This is a genomic window from Rhizobium sp. TAL182, assembly GCF_002117725.1.
Lineage (GTDB): Bacteria > Pseudomonadota > Alphaproteobacteria > Rhizobiales > Rhizobiaceae > Rhizobium > Rhizobium esperanzae.
In genome coordinates this window covers 243,622-261,850 of record NZ_CP021026.1, presented here as the reverse complement: position 1 = coordinate 261,850, position 18,229 = coordinate 243,622, and the positions used below count along the sequence as shown (strand labels likewise).

The 18,229-nt window shown below is 60.3% G+C and carries 21 protein-coding genes; 7 read left to right on the top strand and 14 right to left on the bottom strand.

Annotated elements, in window-relative coordinates:
• Positions 1-61 precede the first annotated feature (61 nt).
• Complete coding sequence (locus Tal182_RS24260) at positions 62-1,072, top strand: LacI family DNA-binding transcriptional regulator (RefSeq protein WP_085861346.1); 1,011 nt, start codon at positions 62-64, stop codon at positions 1,070-1,072.
• 7 nt (positions 1,073-1,079) lie between these two features.
• On the opposite strand, the gene Tal182_RS24255 is transcribed toward Tal182_RS24260, so the two are convergent.
• From Tal182_RS24255 to Tal182_RS24235, 5 genes are all read right to left on the bottom strand, one after another.
• On the bottom strand, positions 1,080-2,969 hold the full coding sequence (locus Tal182_RS24255; RefSeq protein WP_085861319.1) for a sugar phosphate isomerase/epimerase and 4-hydroxyphenylpyruvate domain-containing protein: 1,890 nt from the start codon (positions 2,967-2,969) through the stop codon (positions 1,080-1,082).
• 22 nt (positions 2,970-2,991) lie between these two features.
• On the bottom strand, positions 2,992-3,852 hold the full coding sequence (locus Tal182_RS24250; protein ID WP_085861318.1) for a shikimate dehydrogenase: 861 nt from the start codon (positions 3,850-3,852) through the stop codon (positions 2,992-2,994).
• A gap of 64 nt (positions 3,853-3,916) precedes the next feature.
• Positions 3,917-4,933 carry a TRAP transporter substrate-binding protein gene (locus Tal182_RS24245; protein WP_085861345.1) on the bottom strand — a complete coding sequence of 339 codons (1,017 nt, stop codon included), beginning with the start codon at positions 4,931-4,933 and terminating at the stop codon, positions 3,917-3,919.
• A gap of 68 nt (positions 4,934-5,001) precedes the next feature.
• Entirely contained in the window at positions 5,002-6,282 is a 1,281-nt protein-coding gene (locus Tal182_RS24240) for a TRAP transporter large permease subunit (protein WP_085861317.1), read from the bottom strand.
• 10 nt (positions 6,283-6,292) lie between these two features.
• Positions 6,293-6,856: a TRAP transporter small permease gene (locus tag Tal182_RS24235; RefSeq protein WP_085861316.1), complete on the bottom strand. Its 564-nt coding sequence runs from the start codon at positions 6,854-6,856 to the stop codon at positions 6,293-6,295.
• 280 nt (positions 6,857-7,136) lie between these two features.
• Here Tal182_RS24235 and Tal182_RS24230 point away from each other — a divergent pair, with 280 nt between their 5' ends.
• Positions 7,137-7,775, top strand: a complete 639-nt coding sequence (locus Tal182_RS24230; protein ID WP_085861315.1) for a TetR/AcrR family transcriptional regulator — start codon at positions 7,137-7,139, stop codon at positions 7,773-7,775.
• 13 nt (positions 7,776-7,788) lie between these two features.
• On the opposite strand, the gene Tal182_RS24225 is transcribed toward Tal182_RS24230, so the two are convergent.
• The 6 genes from Tal182_RS24225 to Tal182_RS24205 all read right to left on the bottom strand — a co-directional run bounded on the left by Tal182_RS24225 (position 7,789) and on the right by Tal182_RS24205 (position 12,532).
• Entirely contained in the window at positions 7,789-8,811 is a 1,023-nt protein-coding gene (locus Tal182_RS24225) for a HAMP domain-containing sensor histidine kinase (protein ID WP_085861314.1), read from the bottom strand.
• Entirely contained in the window at positions 8,811-9,515 is a 705-nt protein-coding gene (locus Tal182_RS24220) for a response regulator transcription factor (protein WP_085861313.1), read from the bottom strand. The genes Tal182_RS24225 and Tal182_RS24220 overlap by 1 nt, the downstream gene beginning before the upstream one ends.
• 2 nt (positions 9,516-9,517) lie before the next feature.
• Positions 9,518-11,059 carry a DUF4173 domain-containing protein gene (locus tag Tal182_RS24215; protein ID WP_085861312.1) on the bottom strand — a complete coding sequence of 514 codons (1,542 nt, stop codon included), beginning with the start codon at positions 11,057-11,059 and terminating at the stop codon, positions 9,518-9,520.
• Positions 11,038-11,214, bottom strand: coding sequence for a hypothetical protein (locus Tal182_RS32400; protein ID WP_164517820.1), 177 nt, complete (start codon positions 11,212-11,214; stop codon positions 11,038-11,040). Before Tal182_RS32400 ends, Tal182_RS24215 begins: the two co-directional genes overlap by 22 nt.
• 251 nt (positions 11,215-11,465) lie before the next feature.
• Positions 11,466-11,654, bottom strand: a complete 189-nt coding sequence (locus Tal182_RS24210) for a hypothetical protein (protein ID WP_020922905.1) — start codon at positions 11,652-11,654, stop codon at positions 11,466-11,468.
• A gap of 161 nt (positions 11,655-11,815) precedes the next feature.
• Complete coding sequence (locus tag Tal182_RS24205; RefSeq protein WP_064807121.1) at positions 11,816-12,532, bottom strand: Ig-like domain-containing protein; 717 nt, start codon at positions 12,530-12,532, stop codon at positions 11,816-11,818.
• A 643-nt stretch (positions 12,533-13,175) separates the two neighbouring features.
• On the opposite strand from Tal182_RS24205, the gene rpsU reads away from it, so the two are divergent.
• Genes rpsU through Tal182_RS24185 form a run of 4 tightly spaced genes read left to right on the top strand, consistent with a single transcriptional unit; the run spans position 13,176 to position 14,779 of the window.
• Positions 13,176-13,409 carry a 30S ribosomal protein S21 gene (gene rpsU, locus Tal182_RS24200; protein ID WP_011427834.1) on the top strand — a complete coding sequence of 78 codons (234 nt, stop codon included), beginning with the start codon at positions 13,176-13,178 and terminating at the stop codon, positions 13,407-13,409.
• A 46-nt stretch (positions 13,410-13,455) separates the two neighbouring features.
• Positions 13,456-13,650: a hypothetical protein gene (locus tag Tal182_RS24195; RefSeq protein ID WP_085861311.1), complete on the top strand. Its 195-nt coding sequence runs from the start codon at positions 13,456-13,458 to the stop codon at positions 13,648-13,650.
• Positions 13,651-13,669: 19 nt separating this feature from the next.
• Entirely contained in the window at positions 13,670-14,239 is a 570-nt protein-coding gene (locus Tal182_RS24190; protein ID WP_085861344.1) for an alpha-ketoglutarate-dependent dioxygenase AlkB, read from the top strand.
• A 60-nt stretch (positions 14,240-14,299) separates the two neighbouring features.
• Positions 14,300-14,779 (top strand): pyridoxamine 5'-phosphate oxidase family protein, encoded by a 480-nt coding sequence (locus Tal182_RS24185; protein WP_064811920.1) that lies wholly within the window; start codon positions 14,300-14,302, stop codon positions 14,777-14,779.
• Between the two features lie 44 nt (positions 14,780-14,823).
• Here Tal182_RS24185 and Tal182_RS24180 read toward each other — a convergent pair whose 3' ends face one another.
• A complete protein-coding gene (locus tag Tal182_RS24180) occupies positions 14,824-15,735 on the bottom strand; it encodes a LysR family transcriptional regulator (protein WP_085861310.1) in 912 nt (303 codons plus the stop codon).
• Between the two features lie 97 nt (positions 15,736-15,832).
• Here Tal182_RS24180 and Tal182_RS24175 point away from each other — a divergent pair, with 97 nt between their 5' ends.
• Entirely contained in the window at positions 15,833-16,708 is an 876-nt protein-coding gene (locus Tal182_RS24175; RefSeq protein ID WP_085861309.1) for an aldo/keto reductase family oxidoreductase, read from the top strand.
• A gap of 128 nt (positions 16,709-16,836) precedes the next feature.
• Here Tal182_RS24175 and Tal182_RS24170 read toward each other — a convergent pair whose 3' ends face one another.
• Both Tal182_RS24170 and ppk2 read right to left on the bottom strand, forming a co-directional pair.
• Positions 16,837-17,028, bottom strand: coding sequence for a hypothetical protein (locus Tal182_RS24170; protein ID WP_020922900.1), 192 nt, complete (start codon positions 17,026-17,028; stop codon positions 16,837-16,839).
• 158 nt (positions 17,029-17,186) lie between these two features.
• Complete coding sequence (gene ppk2 / locus Tal182_RS24165) at positions 17,187-18,101, bottom strand: polyphosphate kinase 2 (protein ID WP_085861308.1); 915 nt, start codon at positions 18,099-18,101, stop codon at positions 17,187-17,189.
• Positions 18,102-18,229: the final 128 nt, after the last annotated feature.

Below are 18,229 nucleotides of genomic sequence, written 5' to 3'. Positions count from 1 at the left end.
CTAGAAAGCCGTCAGAAACGCCATGTCAGGAGATCAGATGGTGGGAAAGACGATCAAAACCATGGAGGACTTTTCGGAGTTCGTCGGCCTGTCGCGTCCCACCGTCTCCAAATATTTCAGCGACCCGATGTCCGTGCGCCAGAAGACCCGGGAGACAATCGAGCAGGCCCTGAAGAAATCGGGGTTCCGACCGAACATATTCGCCGTCAATCTCAACCGGCGGCGCAGCAATATTCTCGGCGTCATCATTCCCAATTCCACCGACCCCTTCTATATGGCGCTTACCCGCCGCATCGAGATGATCGCCAACGAGACGGGCTTCCTCGCCTTCGTCCTGTCGTCGGACGGCAAGGCCGAGATGGAAGACCGGGCGATCAAGACGCTGAAATCGATGAATGTCGCCGGCGCGATCATTGCGCCGCTCGGCGTCGAATCCCATCATGCGACACTCGACGAACTCGGCCGCAGCGTGCCCCTCATCTATGTGGACTCGCCGCTCGACGAGACGTCCTCTTTCGTCGGCACCAACAATCGCCAGAGTTTCAGCCTGATCGTCGACTATCTCTGCCGCTCGGGCGAGCCGCCCTGCTACTTCGGCATGCCGCATGTCAACACCAACGCCCTGACGCGCCAGACGGCGTACCTGGAGGCGATGGAGCAATTCCGCATGGCGCCCAGCATAGTCGAGCTTGCCGATAGCAAGAGCTGGGATTTCGAGCGTTTCGGCTTCGAGGAGGCAACCCGCATCCTGACGTCGGGCCAGGGCTTCCCGACACGCACCGTACTCTGCGCCAACGACCGCGTCGCCTTCGGCGTCATCGCCGCCGCTTACCAGCTGGGCCTCAAGGTCGGCCACGGCGCCAACCATGACCTGCGCGTCGCCGGACATGACGACCATCCACTGTCCCGATATGCCTGCCCGCCGATCACCACGGTCGCACAGAACTATAACGAGATCGGCCGGCTGGCGATCGAGCTGTTGCTCGACCGGCTCGGCGAGGGGGAGGGGCCTGCCGCACCGGCGGGCCGCATTCTTCTCAATGCCGAACTGATGCTGCGGGCGTCGGCCTGACGGCCTTTCAGGCGCGGGGCAGACCTGCCGGTCTGAGATGTTTCCTCAGTGCCGCAATCCTGAAAATGGCGTTCGCGGCGCCATAACCACGATAACCGCGCCGCTCGACGATCTCGAAAAACAGGCCCTCGCCATAAGTCGGGCTGTAGAGCTGGAAATATTCGCCGGAGTCATCGCGGTCGTAGAGGATGTTGTTGGCTTTGAGGCGATCGGCGAAGTCGGCGTCGAGGCCGAAGCGCGCTTCGAGATCGTCATAATAGTTCGGCGAAATCGTAAGCGCCACGAAACCGTTTGCAGCAAGAGCGGCGGCGGCCGCAAAAATGTCGTCGGTCCTGAAGGCGAGATGCTGAATGCCCGAGCCGAAGGTGTCGGCGATGAAGCGGCCGGCGAGCGTATTGCGATTTTCCGCACCGTTCATGGTGATGCGCAAAGACCCGTCGCTGTTCTCCACGACCTGGCTGCGGACGATACCCGAGGGATCGACGATATCGACCATCGGCGTCTTCTCGGCCTCGACGAGCGAGGTGTAGAACAAGAGCCAGGTCAGCAGCTCCTCATATTTCATCGTCTGCGCCATATGATCGATCGATTGCAGCCCCACCGGCTGCGGAGCGGCCTCATCCTCGATCGCATCGAACTCAATTTCCCAGATGCGGCCGAGCGCGGTCTTGCGGTCGAGGAAATAGAGGACGCCGCCACCGACGCCGCGGACCGCCGGCATCTCAATCTCACCGGTATCCAGCGATTGGGAGAACCGTTCGGCGCCCAGCGCCATCGCGCGCTGCAAGGCCGTCTCGGCATTGTCGACCATCAGGCCGGCGGCGTAGGCGGAAGTGCCATGGACGGCGTAGGAGGCGCTGGCAAAGCCTTTCCGCTCGGTATTGATCACGAGATTGATGGCGCCCTGGCGAAAGACCGTCACCCGCTTGGTCTTGTGTTTGGCCGCCTTGCGAAAACCGAGGCTCGCAAACAGCGCCTCGAGCTCCGGCGCCTCGTCTTCATCGGCGGTGAACTCGACGAAGGCGATGCCCTCGACGGCAACGCGCGGCGGCATAGAAGGCACCGGCAAAGCGCTCTCCGGCTGCTCACGCTTCACCTGATCGCCGAGATAGATCAGCGAACGGCGGCCGTCGACGGCAATCGCGCTTGGCGAACCGCCGCGGAACTGATCGTTGAAGATCTCCAGCGAGAGATAGCCGTCATAGCCGGTTGCGGCAACGGCCTTCATGAAATCGAGCACCGGCAGGTCGCCTTCACCCGGCATGTTGCGGAAGTGCCGGCTCCAATAGAGCAGATCCATATCGATCACCGGCGCATCGGCAAGCTGAATGATGAAGATCTTTTCCTTCGGGATCGACCGGATCGAGTTGACGTCGATCTTGCGCGACAGCGTGTGAAAGCTGTCGAGAATCAGGCCGATATTCGGATGATCGGCCCGCCGGACGATCTCCCAGGCATCGCGATGGTCGTGTATGTGGCGGCCCCAGGCGAGCGCCTCATAGCCAACGCGCAGGCCGCGTTTGGCGGCGCGCTCACCGAGTTCACGAAAATCCGCCGCCGCCCGGTCGAGACCGCCGAGTGATGCCGGCGAGACGTTGGAGCAGACCAGCACGAGATCGGTGCCCATTTCCTGCATGAGGTCGAATTTGCGCTCCGCCCGGTCGAAGGTGCGGCTGCGCAGCGGCTCCGGCATGCCTTCGAAATCGCGGAACGGCTGAAAGAGCGTGATCTCCATGCCGAGATCGCGCACCATCCGGCCGACCTCCTTCGGGCTTTCGTCGAAGATCAGGAAGTCGTTCTCGAAGATCTCAACCCCATCGAAGCCGGCCTTGGCGATCGCCTCCAGCTTGTCGCGGAGGTCGCCGCTCAGCGAAACAGTCGCAATCGATGTCTTCATCGCAGTGGTCCTTGCGAGAGCGTTAAGTCGTCATGGTCTTGAAATGCCCAAGCATGCGACCGGCATCCGGCTCCCTGCCGGTAATCAGGCGAAAGGCGCCGACCGCCTGAAAGACAGCCATGCCGCCGCCATCGAGCGTCCGGCAACCGCGCTGCCTCGCCTGCCGCAATAGCTCGGTCTCCAGGGGGAAGTAGACGATCTCGGCGACCCAATGCCGCCTTTCCAGAAGTTCGGGCAGAAGCGGCGTGCCGGGATATTTGGCCATGCCGGTCGGCGTAGCGTGGATCAGCCCGGATGCCGCCTTCATCGCGGCCTCGAGGTCGCCTCCGGCAGTGATCGACGCATCGGGAAAGAGCGCGGACATCGTTTCCGCCAGATCGACGGCGCGCTCATGCTCACGATCGAAGACCGTCAGTCTCTTCAGGCCGAGGGTCAGGATCGCATAGGCGGTTGCGACACCCGCTCCACCCGCTCCGAGCTGCACGGCCGAGGAAAGATCGGCCTGCGGCAGCCCGCGCCGGAAGCTCTCGGCGAAGCCCCACCAGTCGGTATTATGCCCGAAGCGCTTGCTGTCCTTCAGCACGACCGTATTGACGGCGCCGAGCGCCCGGGCTTCCGGCGACAGCTCGTCGAGCAGGGCAATGACGAGCTGCTTGCAGGGATGGGTGATGTTGAGGCCGGCAAGACCACGCTCTTCGGCATCCGCGACCAGCCGCGAAAGATCGGCAGGCGAGGCATTCAGCTCGACGAGATCGATCAGCTCATAATCGTAATCCAGCCCCTGCGCCGCACCTTCCTCCATATGCATGGCAGGCGTCAGCGAAGCCTGGATGCCGGAGCCGATCAGCCCGGCCTTCAACGGTTTCAGCAGTGTCTCGGCCATGCGCCAGTTCCCGTTTCTCTTGTGATGGGAAAGGCCCGCAGGATTGCTGCGGGCCCTGATCCGCTTACTTGCCGCGAACCGTGTCGAGCTCCTTGAAGAGCTGCGTGACGGTCTCCGCGCCGATCTCAGCCGTGAACTTGTCGATCAGCGGCTTGACGGCGTCGCGCAACTTCTGCGTCTCTTCGGGGCTGAGTTCGGCGACTTCCATGCCGGACTTCTTGATTTCCGCGATCGCGTTGGCATCCTTTTCCCTGGACACCTTGCGCTGATAGTCGCGGGCTTCCGTTGCGGCGGACTGGAAGACCGCCTTTTCCTCATCGTTCAGACCATCCCAGAACTTCTTGCTGATGAGCACGATCTGCGGATTGTACTGGTGACGGGTGATCGTCATGTACTTCTGCACTTCGAAGAATTTGGCATTGATGATGTTGGCGGCCGGGTTCTCCTGGCCGTCGACGGTGCCGGTCTCAAGCGCTGTATAGAGCTCCGTATAGGGCAGCGGCACGGCATTGGCCCCGAGGCTGTTGAAGAGTTCGATCGGGATCGGCGACTGGATCGTGCGGATCTTCAGGCCCTTGATATCCTCGAGCTTGGTGACGGGATGACGGTTGTTGGTGAGGTTACGGAAACCGAGCTCCCAGTAGCCGAGACCGACGAGGCCATTATCGGGCAGGAGCTTCATCAGGTCGGTGCCGAAGGCGCCGTCCATCACCTTGTCGGCCTCTTCGCCGCTGTTGAAGAGGAAGGGCAGGTCGACAGCGCCGAACTGCTTGACGTTGCTGGCGAGAATACCGGCGTTGAGCACCGTCATCTCGATCACGCCGCCCTGCAGCGCCGACACGGTCTGGACGTCGCCGCCGAGCACGCCGCCCGGAAACAGCTTGACCTCGATCTTGCCGCCGCTCTTTTCCTTCATCAGCTCGGCAAACTTCTCCATGCCCATGACCTGGGGATGGCCCTTGTTATTGGCAGCGGCGAATTTGAGGCTGTGTTCGCGGATTTCGGCCATTGCAGGGCCGCTTGCCAGGAGGGCAATCGGCAGGGCCAGCCCCAGAGCCAGTTTCATCAATCTAGTCAGCATGTTTTCCTCCCAGGATGAGGCCGGCATCTCCCTCCGGCCATGTTGAAATTCCATCGCCGCAGGCGAAGTCAGTGCCCGAACCAGGCGACCGGCGCGGTCACCAGTGTGGGAAAAAGGACGAGCAGAAAGAGAACGAGCAGTTCGGCGATCATGAAGGGAATGACGCCCTTCATCAGATCCTCCATCGAAAGCTTCGACACGCCGCAGATGACGTTGAGAACCGTACCAACGGGCGGCGTGATCAGCCCGATCGAATTATTGATGATGAACAGCACGCCGAAATAGACCGGATCGATCCCCGCCTGCTTGATGATGGGCATCAACACCGGCGTCATGACGAGGATCGTCGGCGTCATGTCCATGGCGGTACCGACGACGACGATCAGCACCATGATGGCAAGCAGCAGCAGTGTCTGGTTGTCCATCAGCGGTTCGACGAGAGCGGCGAGTTCGCCGGGCACGTCGGCGACGGTGATCAGCCAGGCCGAAACGGCGGCGCAGGCCACCAGGAACATCACCACTGAGGTGATTTTCGCGGCCGCGACGAAGACCTCGAACAGCCGCGACGGCGGCAGTTCCCGATAGACGACCATCGATACGAAGAGCGAATAGACAGCCGCGACGACACCGGCTTCAGTCGGCGTGAACACGCCGAATTTCAGGCCGAAGATGATGATCAGGGGAAGCATCAGCGCCCAGATGCTCTCGGCGAATGCCTTCATCCGCACCGCGCTGCTTTGCTTCGGCGGAAGGGCGAACTGCTCCTTGCGCGCCACGATCAGCCAGGTGACACAAAGGGCCGCGCCGATCATCAGGCCTGGAAAAATGCCGGCCAGGAACAGCTTGGTGATCGAGACCCCGCCGATGACGCCATAAAGGATGAAGCCGATCGAGGGCGGGATGATCGGGCCGATGATCGAGGCGGAAGCGAGCAGGCCGCCGGCGCGAGCCGGATCATGGCCCGATTTCAGCATCATCGGGAAGAGCAGGGCGCCAAGCGCGGCCGCATCGGCGACGGCCGATCCGGAAAGACTCGACAGCACACAAGCCGCGAAGATGGCGACGAAGCCGAGGCCGCCTCTGATATGGCCGACCATGGCCGTGGCGAGATTGACGATGCGGCGCGAAAGGCCGCCTGTGTTCATCACCTCGCCGGCGAGAAGGAAGAAAGGCACGGCCATCAGCGGAAAGCTGTCGGCGCCGTTCAGCACGTTCTGCGCGACGATCTGCGCATCGAACATGCCGAGATACATCATCAGCGCCACGCCTGTAATGATGAGGGCAAAGGCGATCGGAACGCCGAGCGCCATCGGACCGAGAAGGGCGCCGAGGAAGATCGTGACAGTCATGACGCGCTCCTCAGTGCTTCGGCTTGAGAACGGGGAAGGCCGTCTGCGCGGGATCTTCGAGTGCCGCCTGTTCCTCGCTGTCGCGCACAAGCTCGGCGGTCGTCACGTCGATGCGGTCGGTCACGATGGCAAAAGCGTCCCAGAGAAGGATGAAGAAGGCCGGCACGCCAAAGGCGAGCCCCGCGCCGTAGAAGACGCCCATCGAAATGCCGGTCGCCGGGGCCGAGACGTGAAGGTTGATCAGCGTTTGGGCCCAGCTGCCGCTGATCATCAGCCAGGTGGCGACCAGCATCATTCCATAGCCGAGGAGCACGGCGAGCTTCGCGAGGGGTTTCGGGAGGCGGACGATGAGGGAGTCGACGCCGAGATGGGCATGCTCGCGCATTGCCACCACCGCGCCGAGGAAAGTCAGCCATATGAAGAAGATACGCGACAGCTCTTCCGACGAGGTGATGCCTTGGTTGAAGGCATAACGCAACACGACGTTCCCGAAGACGAGGACGACCATGCCCGCCAGTAACAGAGCGATCGTTGCTTTCAGCGCGAAGAAATAAAAGTCGATAATACGGTTCATTCGCTCCTCCAAGCGCGGCCTTGTTTAGGCCGTCCGCCGACCATCCGTCAGACATGCGAAAGCGTGCCGTGACCGAAGAATTGCCGTCGCGATCAATTCCTCCACTGTCGCACTTTCAAAATGTACTAACTAGTTCGTATGTCAAGCGTCATCTATTGAAACATACGGCCAAGGTGAATAAGACTGACGAAAAGACAGATGGAGACGTTCGCGTCGAACGCCGGCCACGGTCTGAATTCCTTATGCGCTACAATAAGTTAGAGGATCAGCAATCAGGCTCATGGCGGAACGGGGCGAAAACGGCCGGAAGAACGATCCACAGCAGACGAAGGAAGATATCCTCGTCGTCGCAACGGAGGAATTCTCCACCCATGGGCTTGCCGGCGCCCGCGTCGACGCGATCGCCGAGAAGACGCGCACCTCGAAGCGGATGATCTATTACTATTTCGGCAGCAAGGAAGGGCTCTATCTTGCCGTCCTCGAGCAGTCCTACCGCAAGATACGCTCGCTGGAATCCGATCTGCATCTGTCCAATCTCGAGCCGGAAGAGGCGTTGAGGACGCTGATCTCAACGACTTTCGATCACGACGAGGCCAATCCTGATTTCGTCCGTCTCGTCAGCATCGAGAACATCCATCATGCCGCCCATATGCTTCGCTCCGAGGCGATCCGCGATCTCAACGTCTCGGTCATCGAAACCATCGCCGGCATTTTGCAGCGCGGCTTCGACCAGGGCGTCTTCCGGCGGAACGCCGACCCGATCGACATCCATATGATGATCAGCGCCTTCTGCTTCTTCCGCGTCTCGAACCGCTATACGTTCGGCACGATCTTCCGGCGCAACCTATCGGACAGCGACACCATCGAACGCCATCGCGGAATGATCGCCGATGCCGTCGTCAGCTATCTGAAAAGCTGACGGCGCGGTCTCCTCAGCCGCGCTGGGAAAGCAAGGGCATCGCAATCTCGAATTCGGCGCCGGCGCCGGTCGTCTGCCGAAGGTGGATCGTGCCGCCGTGGGAGCTGAGCATGGCATGGACGATGCCGAGCCCCATGCCGGTGCCGCCCTCTTCGCGGCGGGTCGAGAAGAACGGCTGGAAGATGCGGTCGCGGTTTGCCTCGGAAATACCGCTGCCATCGTCACGGACGAGAATGAGTGCTGTTCGGGCGTCGGCCGACACCCTGAATTCAAGCAGCGTGGCGCCGTGCTGAAGGGCGTTGTCGGCAAGGTTGGCGAAAACGATGATGGCAGCCTCGTCGGGAAGCGCAATCAATATCTCCGTATCGCCTGTCCCTGAGATATCAAGAGCGGGAAATCGCTGGCGCAGTAGGGCCATGACGCTTGCAATGCTGCTTCCGCCCCCGGTCATCGGCATTTCCGCCTGCGCAAGTTCCCTCAGCCGCTGCAGCAGCGCGTCGAGACGGACAGCGTCGGCGGCGATGTTGTCCAGAAAGTGCAGGCGTTGCGCCTTCGTCATCGCTCTGTCGGCATCATCATCACGCAGAAGCTCCGCCGCGCCCCGAATGGCCGTCAGGGGCGATTTCAATTCGTGGGACACATGGGCGGCAAAGGAGCGGACATATTCGGTGCGGTCGACCAGTTTTCCCGCGAGATCGAGGAAACTCTGCGACAACACGGCGATCTCCCGCGTCCCATAGCTTTCAAGCGGACGGATCGCTGCCTTGCCGCCGCGGGCGATCTCATCCGTCCGGGCGATCAGGGCGTCGATGGGACCGATGATGGTGCGCGTCAGCACGTAGGCGACGGCGAGCGTCAACACGAGGACGACGACGAGGGCGATGATTTCCACCGGCTCCATCCGGTTCGCGCTCGCCTCCGTGGCGCGAAACCAGATGACGATCAGGACAGGCAGCGCCATCACCGTGAGAAGCACCGCGTAGACGATCAGCGCCAGCGGCGGCCGCCATTTCACCCGGACTTTCGGCGCCGGCATCACGCCTTCCTCCCGATTTCACCGCCGAGCTTGAAGCCGATGCCGTGAACGGTTGCGATGACCCCGGAGCCGCCGGCGGCGGCCAATTTGGCCCTGATATTGCGAATATGGCTGTCGATCGTGCGATCGGCGACATAGGTGCCGGCCCCGTAGGCCGCCTCCATCAATTGCTCGCGGCTGAAGACCATACCGGGCCGTGACAGCAATGCGTCCAGGATGGCGAATTCGAGCGCCGTCATCGCAACAGCGCTCTTGTCGAACATAACGGTCCTGCCGGCGCGATCCAGGCTGAGCTCGCCGGCGACGAGCGTGGCGTGGCGCCTGTCAGGCCCCGCTTCATTGCCACTGCGCTTCAGGATCGCCTTCACCCGCGCCACGAGTTCACGCGGGCTGAAGGGCTTCGTTACATAGTCGTCCCCGCCGATTTCGAGCCCCAATATCCTGTCAATCTCCTCGTCGCGCGCCGACAGAAACAGGATCGGCAATCCTGACGTCGTGCGGATCTGACGGCAGACTTCCAGACCGTCCATACCGGGCATGCCGACATCGAGAATGATCAGATCGATATTGCCGCGGCGGAACGCCCCTATCGCCTCCGCACCGTTGCGGGCCGCCATCGACGCCAAGTCCGCGCGTTCAAGGGCGAAACAGATCACATCGCGGATGTGAGGTTCGTCGTCGACGACGAGAATACGGGGCGCCATTACTAGTCCTGCGTTGGTTTGTCGTGCCTGTTGTTATCGTTCTCGTTCGATCTTGCAATGGTCGCAGGAGCCAGAAGATGGGTCTCCAGCCGCGCTGTCCGGAAAGTCCAGCTTCGCCAGCCGCGCGGGTGCTGTTCAAAATCCCTGACGAGGTCGTATCGGATTGATAGCGCTTCGTTCCTCTTGTTGACCAGGTGGTCCGGCAGCATGCTGAGGTAAAGATCGAGCGCCGGAATGACGGAAGGGCCGAGCGAGGAGAGATAGGCAAGGTCGAGCGGCAGGCCTTCCTGGTTGATTTCCTGGCTATGGATGACATTGAAGCGGGCGATGAATGCCGGGAAATCGATGAAGGCACTGATGTAGAGAACCGTCACGAGGGAGGCGAGGTTGGCGGCGATCAGCCACTGGTTGGATCGGTTGAGCAGAATGCGCAGCAGGATGAGCACCAGACCGATGGCGACGAGCCCCATCCAGAGACCGGCGGCGACACGCAGTTCGGTCAGCGAATAAGCTTCGACATAAAGTCCAAGGCGCAGCATCGACGACAGGCAGAGAAGGACATTCTGGGCAATCCAGGCGTGGACAAGGCCGCGGATGAGCGGACTATAATCGCCGGGCCCGCCGCGCCGCATGGCAACGAGGACAAAGCCGGCGGCCAGAAGCGCCGTCGCAATCAGGGGATAGGCGCCGCGATGTGCATATTCAGCATGACTCATGTGATCCGGCAGATCCGCGCCACCCCAGAGATAGACGAGATCGAGGAGCGTCTGCACCGCAAAGACGGCATTGAACAAGGCGAGCGACCGCAGCAGCGAGGCGTGGCCGAGCGGTGCATTCCTGGCGGGCACGATCATGAACGTCCTGCCGGCCTGCGACCGCGCAGCACGCCGCTTCAAGCGCGGCCGCAGCATCGCCCAAACCACGATGGCGGTCATCAGCCAGAAGCCGATCCGCCAAGGATCGAGGAACTGCAGCAGAACGCCGAAATCGATGCTCCGCAGCGCAATCTCGATAAGCGGGTCCGCAGCCGCAAAGAGAGACACGAAAACCGCTGCGAGAACAACAGGCATGATCCAAAGACCGATGCCCCGTCGAACGCTGACAAGGGAGAGGCATCTGCCCGGCGTCGCAAGATATTTATTGATGCTCTCGACAAGTCGCAAAGGAATGACGAACGCGAACCGAAGAAATACCGGGGGCAGGGCTGCTAGCCGACGAGGCATCAGGTCGGCGCTGACGAGAGCGACCGATATCAGCCCACCGACGCAAAAGGCAAGGCCCGTGAGTGAGGGCGCTTCCAGCAGGGGCGCCGAAGCCAGGACCAGAAAGCCCACGAGAAGAGCCGCTGTCGAAGGCGATGGCGGCTTGCGCGCCGAGAACAGAATGCCGATGCAGACCGCAACAGCAAAGAGAAAAAGATTGATCCCGGGCGCGTAACCAAAGATCAGAAAGTCGGCAAGCGCCACCAGCGCAAGCAGCGCGGCGACCCGGCCGCTGCCGCGCCTGATGGGCATCGGTTGTGTCAGGATGTCGGCTGTGTCCATTGCTGCTCCCCTTGCGGATGCCGATTTTCAATCATGATGAGCGTATTTCCCAACCTTGCCTCGATAGGAACCTCGGTCAGCCACCACCCGTCCTTGCGCAGGCGATCCGGCAAGGTTGGCGATGTGAGGCGCGGCGGGGTGTCGTTTTTGCTCATGACGGGAAGATGCCCCGCCGGATTGCAGATTTTGTGCAGAGAGCGAGGAGCAATTCAGGAGATTGTCCGATCGGGAAGTCATGGAGGGTCGCTCCAGCTCGCAGCGGCCGTGACTGCGGGAATTCCCCGATCCCTCCGGAGCGCGACAACGAACGTCACCCGATCAGGTGATGCTTCTGCCGGTTCACGGGGATGGCAAGTCGAAATGAACTAAGGAAGCGGGGAATATCGCCGGTCGGCGAGCGAGGACCTCATCGGTATCGAGGCGCACGCCTGGCATTATGGAGCAACTCGCAGGCTGTCGCGAATGGTCCGAAGAGTTTGAGCAACAACGCTTGCTCCTCGACATCTATCCGATGGCGAGCGCAAAACTCGGTTACGGACCAGACTTTCGTCAGATCGTCTGTTTCGATTTGCTTGGGTTCGATGTGTTCGGTCAAGGGCGTGTCCTCCGAACATCGAGACTACGCCCGCCTCTCTTTTATAAGAACTAGCTAAAAAGGGTTATGTCTACCAACCCTTGCTCCAAGGGCGGCACATATACAGAAAAGCCCGCCGATTGCGCGGCGGGCGTCTTGTCTCACTGATCTATTGCTGCGGATCAAACACCGACGCTGTCGGGATGAGCGTCCGTGCCGGTGATGTTGAGCGTCACCAGGGCAGTGTCCGTGTGGCCTTCGCCGTCGGAGATCTTGTAGTAGCGAAGAACTTCCGTGTAGGTCTGACCATCGTTCAGATCGCTCGTCAGATCATAGGTGAACGAGCCGTCGGCCTTGACGTGGAACATGCCGTAGGTGCCCTGAACATCGGTTACGGCATCAGCCTTGGAGTCCACCTTCGTGCTCAGAAACTGACGGAGAAACAGCTTGCCGTTGTCGCCGGCAATGTCGTTGTCGAGAACGTTGCCGGCAATGGGGCTGCCTTCGGTGAAGCTGTAGGTATCGTCGACCGCGATCGGCTTTTGGGTAACGCCCTGTATGTTCAGCGTGAAAAGGCCAACATCGGTGTGACCGCTGCCGTCGGAGATCTTGTACGATACCTTCTCCTGGAGCAGTTCGCCGTTGGTGAAGCCAATCTTGGCAGCATCGCTCAGAACATAGGTATAGCTGCCGTCCGGCTTGACGAAGAACGTGCCGTACTCACCCTGAATTTCGGTGACCTGGCTCATGCCGCTCTTAGCACCAACGCTGGCACCGTCAAAGGCGCGCAGGAACAGGTGACCGTTGTCGGACGAATCGTTGGAAAGCAGATTTCCGGAAATTACGTCAGTTTCTTGAAATGTTGCACTATCATCAGTTGCGTGAATTGGGGAAGCCATTAGTTTCTCCTAAAATTGTATATTAACGGGCCAATTTGACCTTCGAGAGCGGCTTCTTTAACAACTTATTAATACTTCAAGTCAACGGGTTATTTAACGAAAGGTTAAGATTCACTTATAACGTGTGTCACCGCTTCACAAAACGACCATTACGTACGCCGCTTCAATCAAATTTGAAGCAATTTAGAACAATTTACACGCGGTAAACTTGAAGGAACTTCTGTGGCGACTGGGTTACGGCGGCGTTTTTCTGGTGCTGCTTTATGGTGCCCGCACACCATTGCAATCCCCATCGCCGCCACCTATTTTTAGAGCCGAACCCGATCCCATCGGTCACTCAAGCAGTGCCGACTCGTCAAAGAACGTAAAGGATCGGCGGTGGGCGTCATCCGCCCGCTATGGGCAATCCCAGCAACAAACGATGAATCCGGCCGCGGCCGGCAGAGGATTTCTTTTTGAGCGACGAAACACAGCGACTGCGATTGCGGTCGTAGGCCGGCAAGCGCAAAAGGACGACATGTTCCCGAACTTGCCGGAGCCTCAAAGGCATTTCAACCTCTTTAGCCGCGCGAATACAGACGCCGATCGCCGCGCAGTTTGGCTGAAAGACGATCGACACATCATTCAACAAGGAGAATTCGACATGCAGGTACTCGTCAGAGACAACAATGTCGATCAGGCCCTCAGGGCCTTGAAGAAGAAAATGCAGCGCGAAGGGCTGTTCCGCGAAATGAAGGAACGGCGCGCCTATGAGAAACCGTCCGAACGCCGCGTCCGGGAAAAGGCGCAGGCGATCAGCCGGCAGCGAAAGGCTGCACGCAAGAAGATGCAGCGCGAAGGGCTGCTGGTCGGGCGCAAGCGGACGGCCGCACGTTAGAATCCTGCCCCGGTCTCAGCGGTTACATTTCCCGAAAGGATAGACAATGGACGAATTGAATAGCCTCACCATTTCGGAGGAACGCCTCGAGGATTGCCGCGATGTCGTGGAGCCGGATTTGCAGGAGCTGATCCAGCGCGCACTGACATCGGGCTTTTCACGAGAGGAAATCCTCATAGCAGTCAGCGAATTGGTCGCAGAAGATTTCGCGATGGTCATGGAAACCCGGAGCGTGCATTGAGGAACGAGTGGTGGCCATGATGGCACAGAAGGATCTCTTTGGCGGGGCTGACGACGGCTTTCCCGAGGGTTTCCAATATTCGCGGGATATTGTGCCTGCCGATCTGCAGCGCTCGATTCTCGAAGCAATACCTGTCCTGCCGTTCAAAGCCTTCGACTTCCATGGGTTCGAAGGCAAACGCAGAACCGTCTCCTTCGGCTGGAGATACGACTTCCAGAGCCAGCGCATGAGAAAAACAGAGGAAATACCGTCATGGCTGCTCCCCATTCGCGAGGTCGCCGCACACTTCGCGAATATTGTGCCGGAGGCGCTGGAACATGCTCTCGTGACGGAATACGCACCCGGCGCGCCGATCGGCTGGCACAAGGATAAATCCGTGTTCGGACGGGTCGTCGGCATCTCTCTGCTTTCGTCCTGCACCTTCAGGCTGAGGCGCCGGAACGGCAATAGGTGGCAGCGGCAATCGCTCGTGCTTGAACCCGGCTCCGTCTATTTGTTGGCCGGCGCCTCAAGAACGCTCTGGGAGCATTCCATCCCGCCTGTCGATCAACTGCGTTATTCAATCACCTTCCGGGAATTAGCCGAATAGACCGCGGGAACATCGGCTCCAGCAGATGGTTACTCCGTCTTCACACGAATGGAGATGACGATGGCCGACCAGGATGACGCGACACGGGTATGGGAGTTGATCGACAGAATAGGGTTCTGCATGTTGACGACCCGCAACGGCGACAATCTGCGCGCCCGGCCGATGTCCGCCTATAGCGCGCAACTTGAAAACGCGGTCTATTTTCTAACTGATCTCGCTAGCCACAAGGACGACGAGGTCGCCCGTTGGCCGAACGTCTGCCTGGCCTTTGCCGACACCAAGGCACAGAAATATCTTTCCGTATCGGGGATGGCCGAGGTGCAGAACGATCGCGAGAAGATCCGTGAATTGTGGGCCACTCCGGCAAAGGCCTGGTGGGACAATCCCGACGATCCCTCCATCCGCATCCTCAAGGTCACCCCGTCTTCGGCCGAATATTGGGACAGCCCCGGCATCATCATCAGCTATATCAAAATGGCGGCCGCAGCGGTCACAAACAGCAAACCGCATATGGGCGACAATGCCGAGGTCACGCTCTGAGACACAGGCGCGGAGTCCGAAGGCATGCCGCTCGCCAACCGACGTCAAGCCCGGTTGGCCGACGCCTTGACGAAATCGATGAATGCTCTGAGCGGCGCAGGCACCAGACGCCGGCCGGGATAATAGAGGAACGGCCCGGAAAAGCGTTGCCACCACGGCTCGAGGATAGGCTCAAGTGCGCCGCTGTCGAAATGCGGGCGCAGCCAATCTTCGAAAATGCAGACGATTCCTGTGCCCGCTATCGCCGCGTCGACGGAAAGATCGGTCGCCCCGCCGACCCTGACGATCAATGGGCCGGCCGGTTCGATCCGCACCACCTCGCCGCCCCGCTCATATTCCCATGGGGTCGTCAGCGCACCGCTGGCAAAACGGCCCAACAAGCAGGCATGATCGAGGAGTTCACTCGGATGTTGCGGCCGCCCGTGGCGGTCAAAATAAGCAGGCGATGCTGCAGTGGCAAAGCGCTGGTGGCGCGGACCGATCGGAATCGCGATCATATCCTGCTCCAGCCGCTCGTCATAACGGATGCCGGCATCACACCCGGCAGCGAGCACATCGACAAAGCTCTCCTCGGCGACGATCTCCACGCGAATGTCGGGATAGGCGGCGAGGAATGGCGGGACGATAGCGGGCAGCACCAGCCTCGCAGCGCTGACCGGAACATTGAGCCGCAGCGAACCAGCCGGCCTGTCGCGAAAACGGTTGACCACGTCGAGCGCGGCCTCCACCTCCGTCAAAGCAGGGCCGAGCCGCTCTAGCAGTCCCTTGCCCGCTTCGGTCGTAACGACGCTACGCGTCGTGCGATTGAAGAGCCTGACGTCGAGATCGGCCTCCAGGCGACGCACCGCTTCGCTCAAGAAGGAGGCGCTGCTGCCACTGGCACGCGCTGCCTCGCGAAAACCACCCGCCCGCGCCACTGCGACGAAGGCGTTGAGATCACTCAGGTCTGCTTTCACTGTTCGCCACTCCGCACAGCCTGTGCACATTGTACCCAATTATCATACGCGCCGCTACGGCGTAAGCTCGACCTCATCTCTTGAAAGGAGTGAAATCATGTCCATCATAGATCAGTCTGGCACATTCAATCTCGGCGACCACAAGGTGAGGCGACTTGGCTATGGGGCCATGCAGCTCGCCGGGCCCGGCGTGTTCGGCCCGCCCAGGGATCATGACGCCGCGCTTGCGGTGCTGCGCGAGGCGGTCGCAAGCGGTGTCAATCACATCGACACCAGCGATTTCTACGGTCCGCACATCACCAACCAGATCATCCGCGAAGCCCTCCACCCCTATCGCGATGATCTCGTCATCGTCACCAAGGTCGGCGCAAGGCGCGGCACGGACGGGTCCTGGATTCCGGCTTTCTCGCGCGATGAGCTGACCGAGGCCGTACAAGACAACCTCCGTAATCTCGGCCTTGACGTGCTTGACGTCGTCAACCTCAGGATTATGTTCGACGTGCATGGCCCGGCCGAAGGCTCTATAGAAGCACCCCTGACGGTGCTTGCCGATCTCCAGCGCCGGGGTCTCGTCCGCCACCTCGGCTTGAGCAACGCCACCTCGCGCCAGGTCGCCGAAGGCCGCGGGATCACCGAGATCGTCTGTGTGCAAAACCAGTACAATCTGGCGCATCGGAACGACGACCGGTTGATCGACGATCTCGCCCGTTACGGCACCGCCTATGTACCGTTCTTTCCGCTCGGCGGATTTACGCCGCTACAATCGTCCACGCTCTCCAATGTCGCCGCACGCCTGAGTGCCACGCCGATGCAGGTGGCGCTCGCCTGGCTGTTGCGCCGCGCACCCAATATCCTGTTGATCCCAGGCACGGCCTCGCTCGGCCATCTCAGGGAGAATCTCGCCGCCGCCGGATTGGCGCTGCCGGATGATGCCGTCGAGGAACTGAACCATATGGCTGACATCGCGGCCTGACGCCTGCCGGTGGGGCGATCGTTACGCCGTGTTCTCGCGCGGCGTGGCGATCTTGCCGGACGTGGTAGCGCAATCTGTCGGTCGGCCGCACCTTGTTGGCTGCGCCAACGGGCCGGTAAACGAGAGCATCAGGAAGGTTTCCGTGTCAGAAGCTCATAAGCCACCAAGGCTCCTGACATCGCCAGAAAAACCACGATTGCCAACGGATAATTGGCACTGGTGTTCGGATCGGTAAGCTTGGGAAGGCCGAGGACAGCGCCGGCCGCCAGAATCGCCGAGAGCACAATCTCCTGAACGATTAATCTCCAAAAACCCGTCATGACCAACCTCCTGTCATCTCCGTATTATCGGCCGATGGGACGCCCAGTCTTTATACTTCACGATGCAGCCGTTGGGAAACACGCATTGACCGCACGGTCCAGTGACCATGCGGTCTCGGTTTCAACGCTTCGGCAGCCGACTTGTTGCGGCTATGCTTTCAATAGCGCTCCGGTACGTGCATTTCAGGCGGAACCGGCGCCCTGATGTAGTCGGCATGGCGGATACGATCCGGCAGCTGAATCTCAGGCTTCGGGACATCCTCATAGGGAATCTGGTCGAGAAGATGGGCGATGCAGTTCAGCCGCGCCCGCTTCTTGTCGACGGCCTGCACCACCCACCACGGCGCCTCCTTGGTGTGTGTGCGCGCCAGCATTTCTTCCTTGGCCTTGGTATATTCCTCCCAGTGGATGCGGCTTTCCATGTCCATCGGCGAAAGCTTCCACTGCTTCAGCGGATCGTGGATGCGCATCTTGAAGCGGAATTCCTGTTCCTCGTCGGTGATCGAGAACCAGTATTTGATCAGTACGATGCCGGAACGGACGAGCATCCGTTCGAATTCGGGCACCGAGCGGAAGAACTCCTCGAGTTCGTCAGGGGTGCAGAACCCCATCACGCGCTCGACGCCGGCGCGGTTGTACCAGCTGCGGTCGAAGAGCACGATCTCGCCGGCGGTGGGAAGATGCGGGATATAACGCTGGAAATACCATTGATGGCGCTCCCGCTCGGTCGGCGCAGGCAATGCCACGGTTCGGCAGACGCGCGGGTTGAGCCTTTGGGTGACGCGCTTGATCGCGCCGCCCTTGCCGGCCGAATCCCGGCCTTCGAAAAGCACGACCACTTTCAATTGCTTGTACTGGACCCAATCCTGCAGCCGCACCAGCTCATGCTGCAGCCGGAACAGCTCGCGGAAATAGATCCTTCGATCGAGCGTCTGCTCCGCCGGTTCGGTCATTCCTTCGACGACCAGATCGTCCAGCCGGTCTTCCTCCATCTGCATTTCCAGCTCCTCATCGAAGCTGTCGGCGATTTCGGCCTTTATCCGGCTGAGCTGGTCCTGATGTGTTTTAGACATGGGCTTTTCCTTCCTGCTCATTTGACAGGAGCATGTCACTGCAAACTTTGTGTGACGGTTGGATAACCCCAAGCTCGTTCACTTGTTCGCCTCTTTCGTCATTCCGTATCCCGGAGATCGTTTCGACG

Coding starts and splice junctions, on each gene's coding strand:
- Tal182_RS24225 (WP_085861314.1), bottom strand. CDS start 8,811: ATGCCGGCGCCGAAAGTCCGGGTGAAATGGCGGCCGCCGCTGGCGCTG.
- Tal182_RS24205 (WP_064807121.1), bottom strand. CDS start 12,532: ATGGCTTCCCCAATTCACGCAACTGATGATAGTGCAACATTTCAAGAA.
- Tal182_RS24170 (WP_020922900.1), bottom strand. CDS start 17,028: ATGACGGGTTTTTGGAGATTAATCGTTCAGGAGATTGTGCTCTCGGCG.
- Tal182_RS24185 (WP_064811920.1), top strand. CDS start 14,300: ATGGCCGACCAGGATGACGCGACACGGGTATGGGAGTTGATCGACAGA.
- Tal182_RS24250 (WP_085861318.1), bottom strand. CDS start 3,852: ATGGCCGAGACACTGCTGAAACCGTTGAAGGCCGGGCTGATCGGCTCC.
- Tal182_RS24195 (WP_085861311.1), top strand. CDS start 13,456: ATGGACGAATTGAATAGCCTCACCATTTCGGAGGAACGCCTCGAGGAT.
- Tal182_RS24190 (WP_085861344.1), top strand. CDS start 13,670: ATGGCACAGAAGGATCTCTTTGGCGGGGCTGACGACGGCTTTCCCGAG.
- Tal182_RS24240 (WP_085861317.1), bottom strand. CDS start 6,282: ATGACTGTCACGATCTTCCTCGGCGCCCTTCTCGGTCCGATGGCGCTC.
- Tal182_RS24215 (WP_085861312.1), bottom strand. CDS start 11,059: ATGGACACAGCCGACATCCTGACACAACCGATGCCCATCAGGCGCGGC.
- Tal182_RS24260 (WP_085861346.1), top strand. CDS start 62: ATGGAGGACTTTTCGGAGTTCGTCGGCCTGTCGCGTCCCACCGTCTCC.
- Tal182_RS24245 (WP_085861345.1), bottom strand. CDS start 4,933: ATGCTGACTAGATTGATGAAACTGGCTCTGGGGCTGGCCCTGCCGATT.
- Tal182_RS24230 (WP_085861315.1), top strand. CDS start 7,137: ATGGCGGAACGGGGCGAAAACGGCCGGAAGAACGATCCACAGCAGACG.
- Tal182_RS24220 (WP_085861313.1), bottom strand. CDS start 9,515: ATGGCGCCCCGTATTCTCGTCGTCGACGACGAACCTCACATCCGCGAT.
- Tal182_RS24175 (WP_085861309.1), top strand. CDS start 15,833: ATGTCCATCATAGATCAGTCTGGCACATTCAATCTCGGCGACCACAAG.
- ppk2 (WP_085861308.1), bottom strand. CDS start 18,101: ATGTCTAAAACACATCAGGACCAGCTCAGCCGGATAAAGGCCGAAATC.
- Tal182_RS24235 (WP_085861316.1), bottom strand. CDS start 6,856: ATGAACCGTATTATCGACTTTTATTTCTTCGCGCTGAAAGCAACGATC.
- Tal182_RS24255 (WP_085861319.1), bottom strand. CDS start 2,969: ATGAAGACATCGATTGCGACTGTTTCGCTGAGCGGCGACCTCCGCGAC.
- rpsU (WP_011427834.1), top strand. CDS start 13,176: ATGCAGGTACTCGTCAGAGACAACAATGTCGATCAGGCCCTCAGGGCC.
- Tal182_RS32400 (WP_164517820.1), bottom strand. CDS start 11,214: ATGAGCAAAAACGACACCCCGCCGCGCCTCACATCGCCAACCTTGCCG.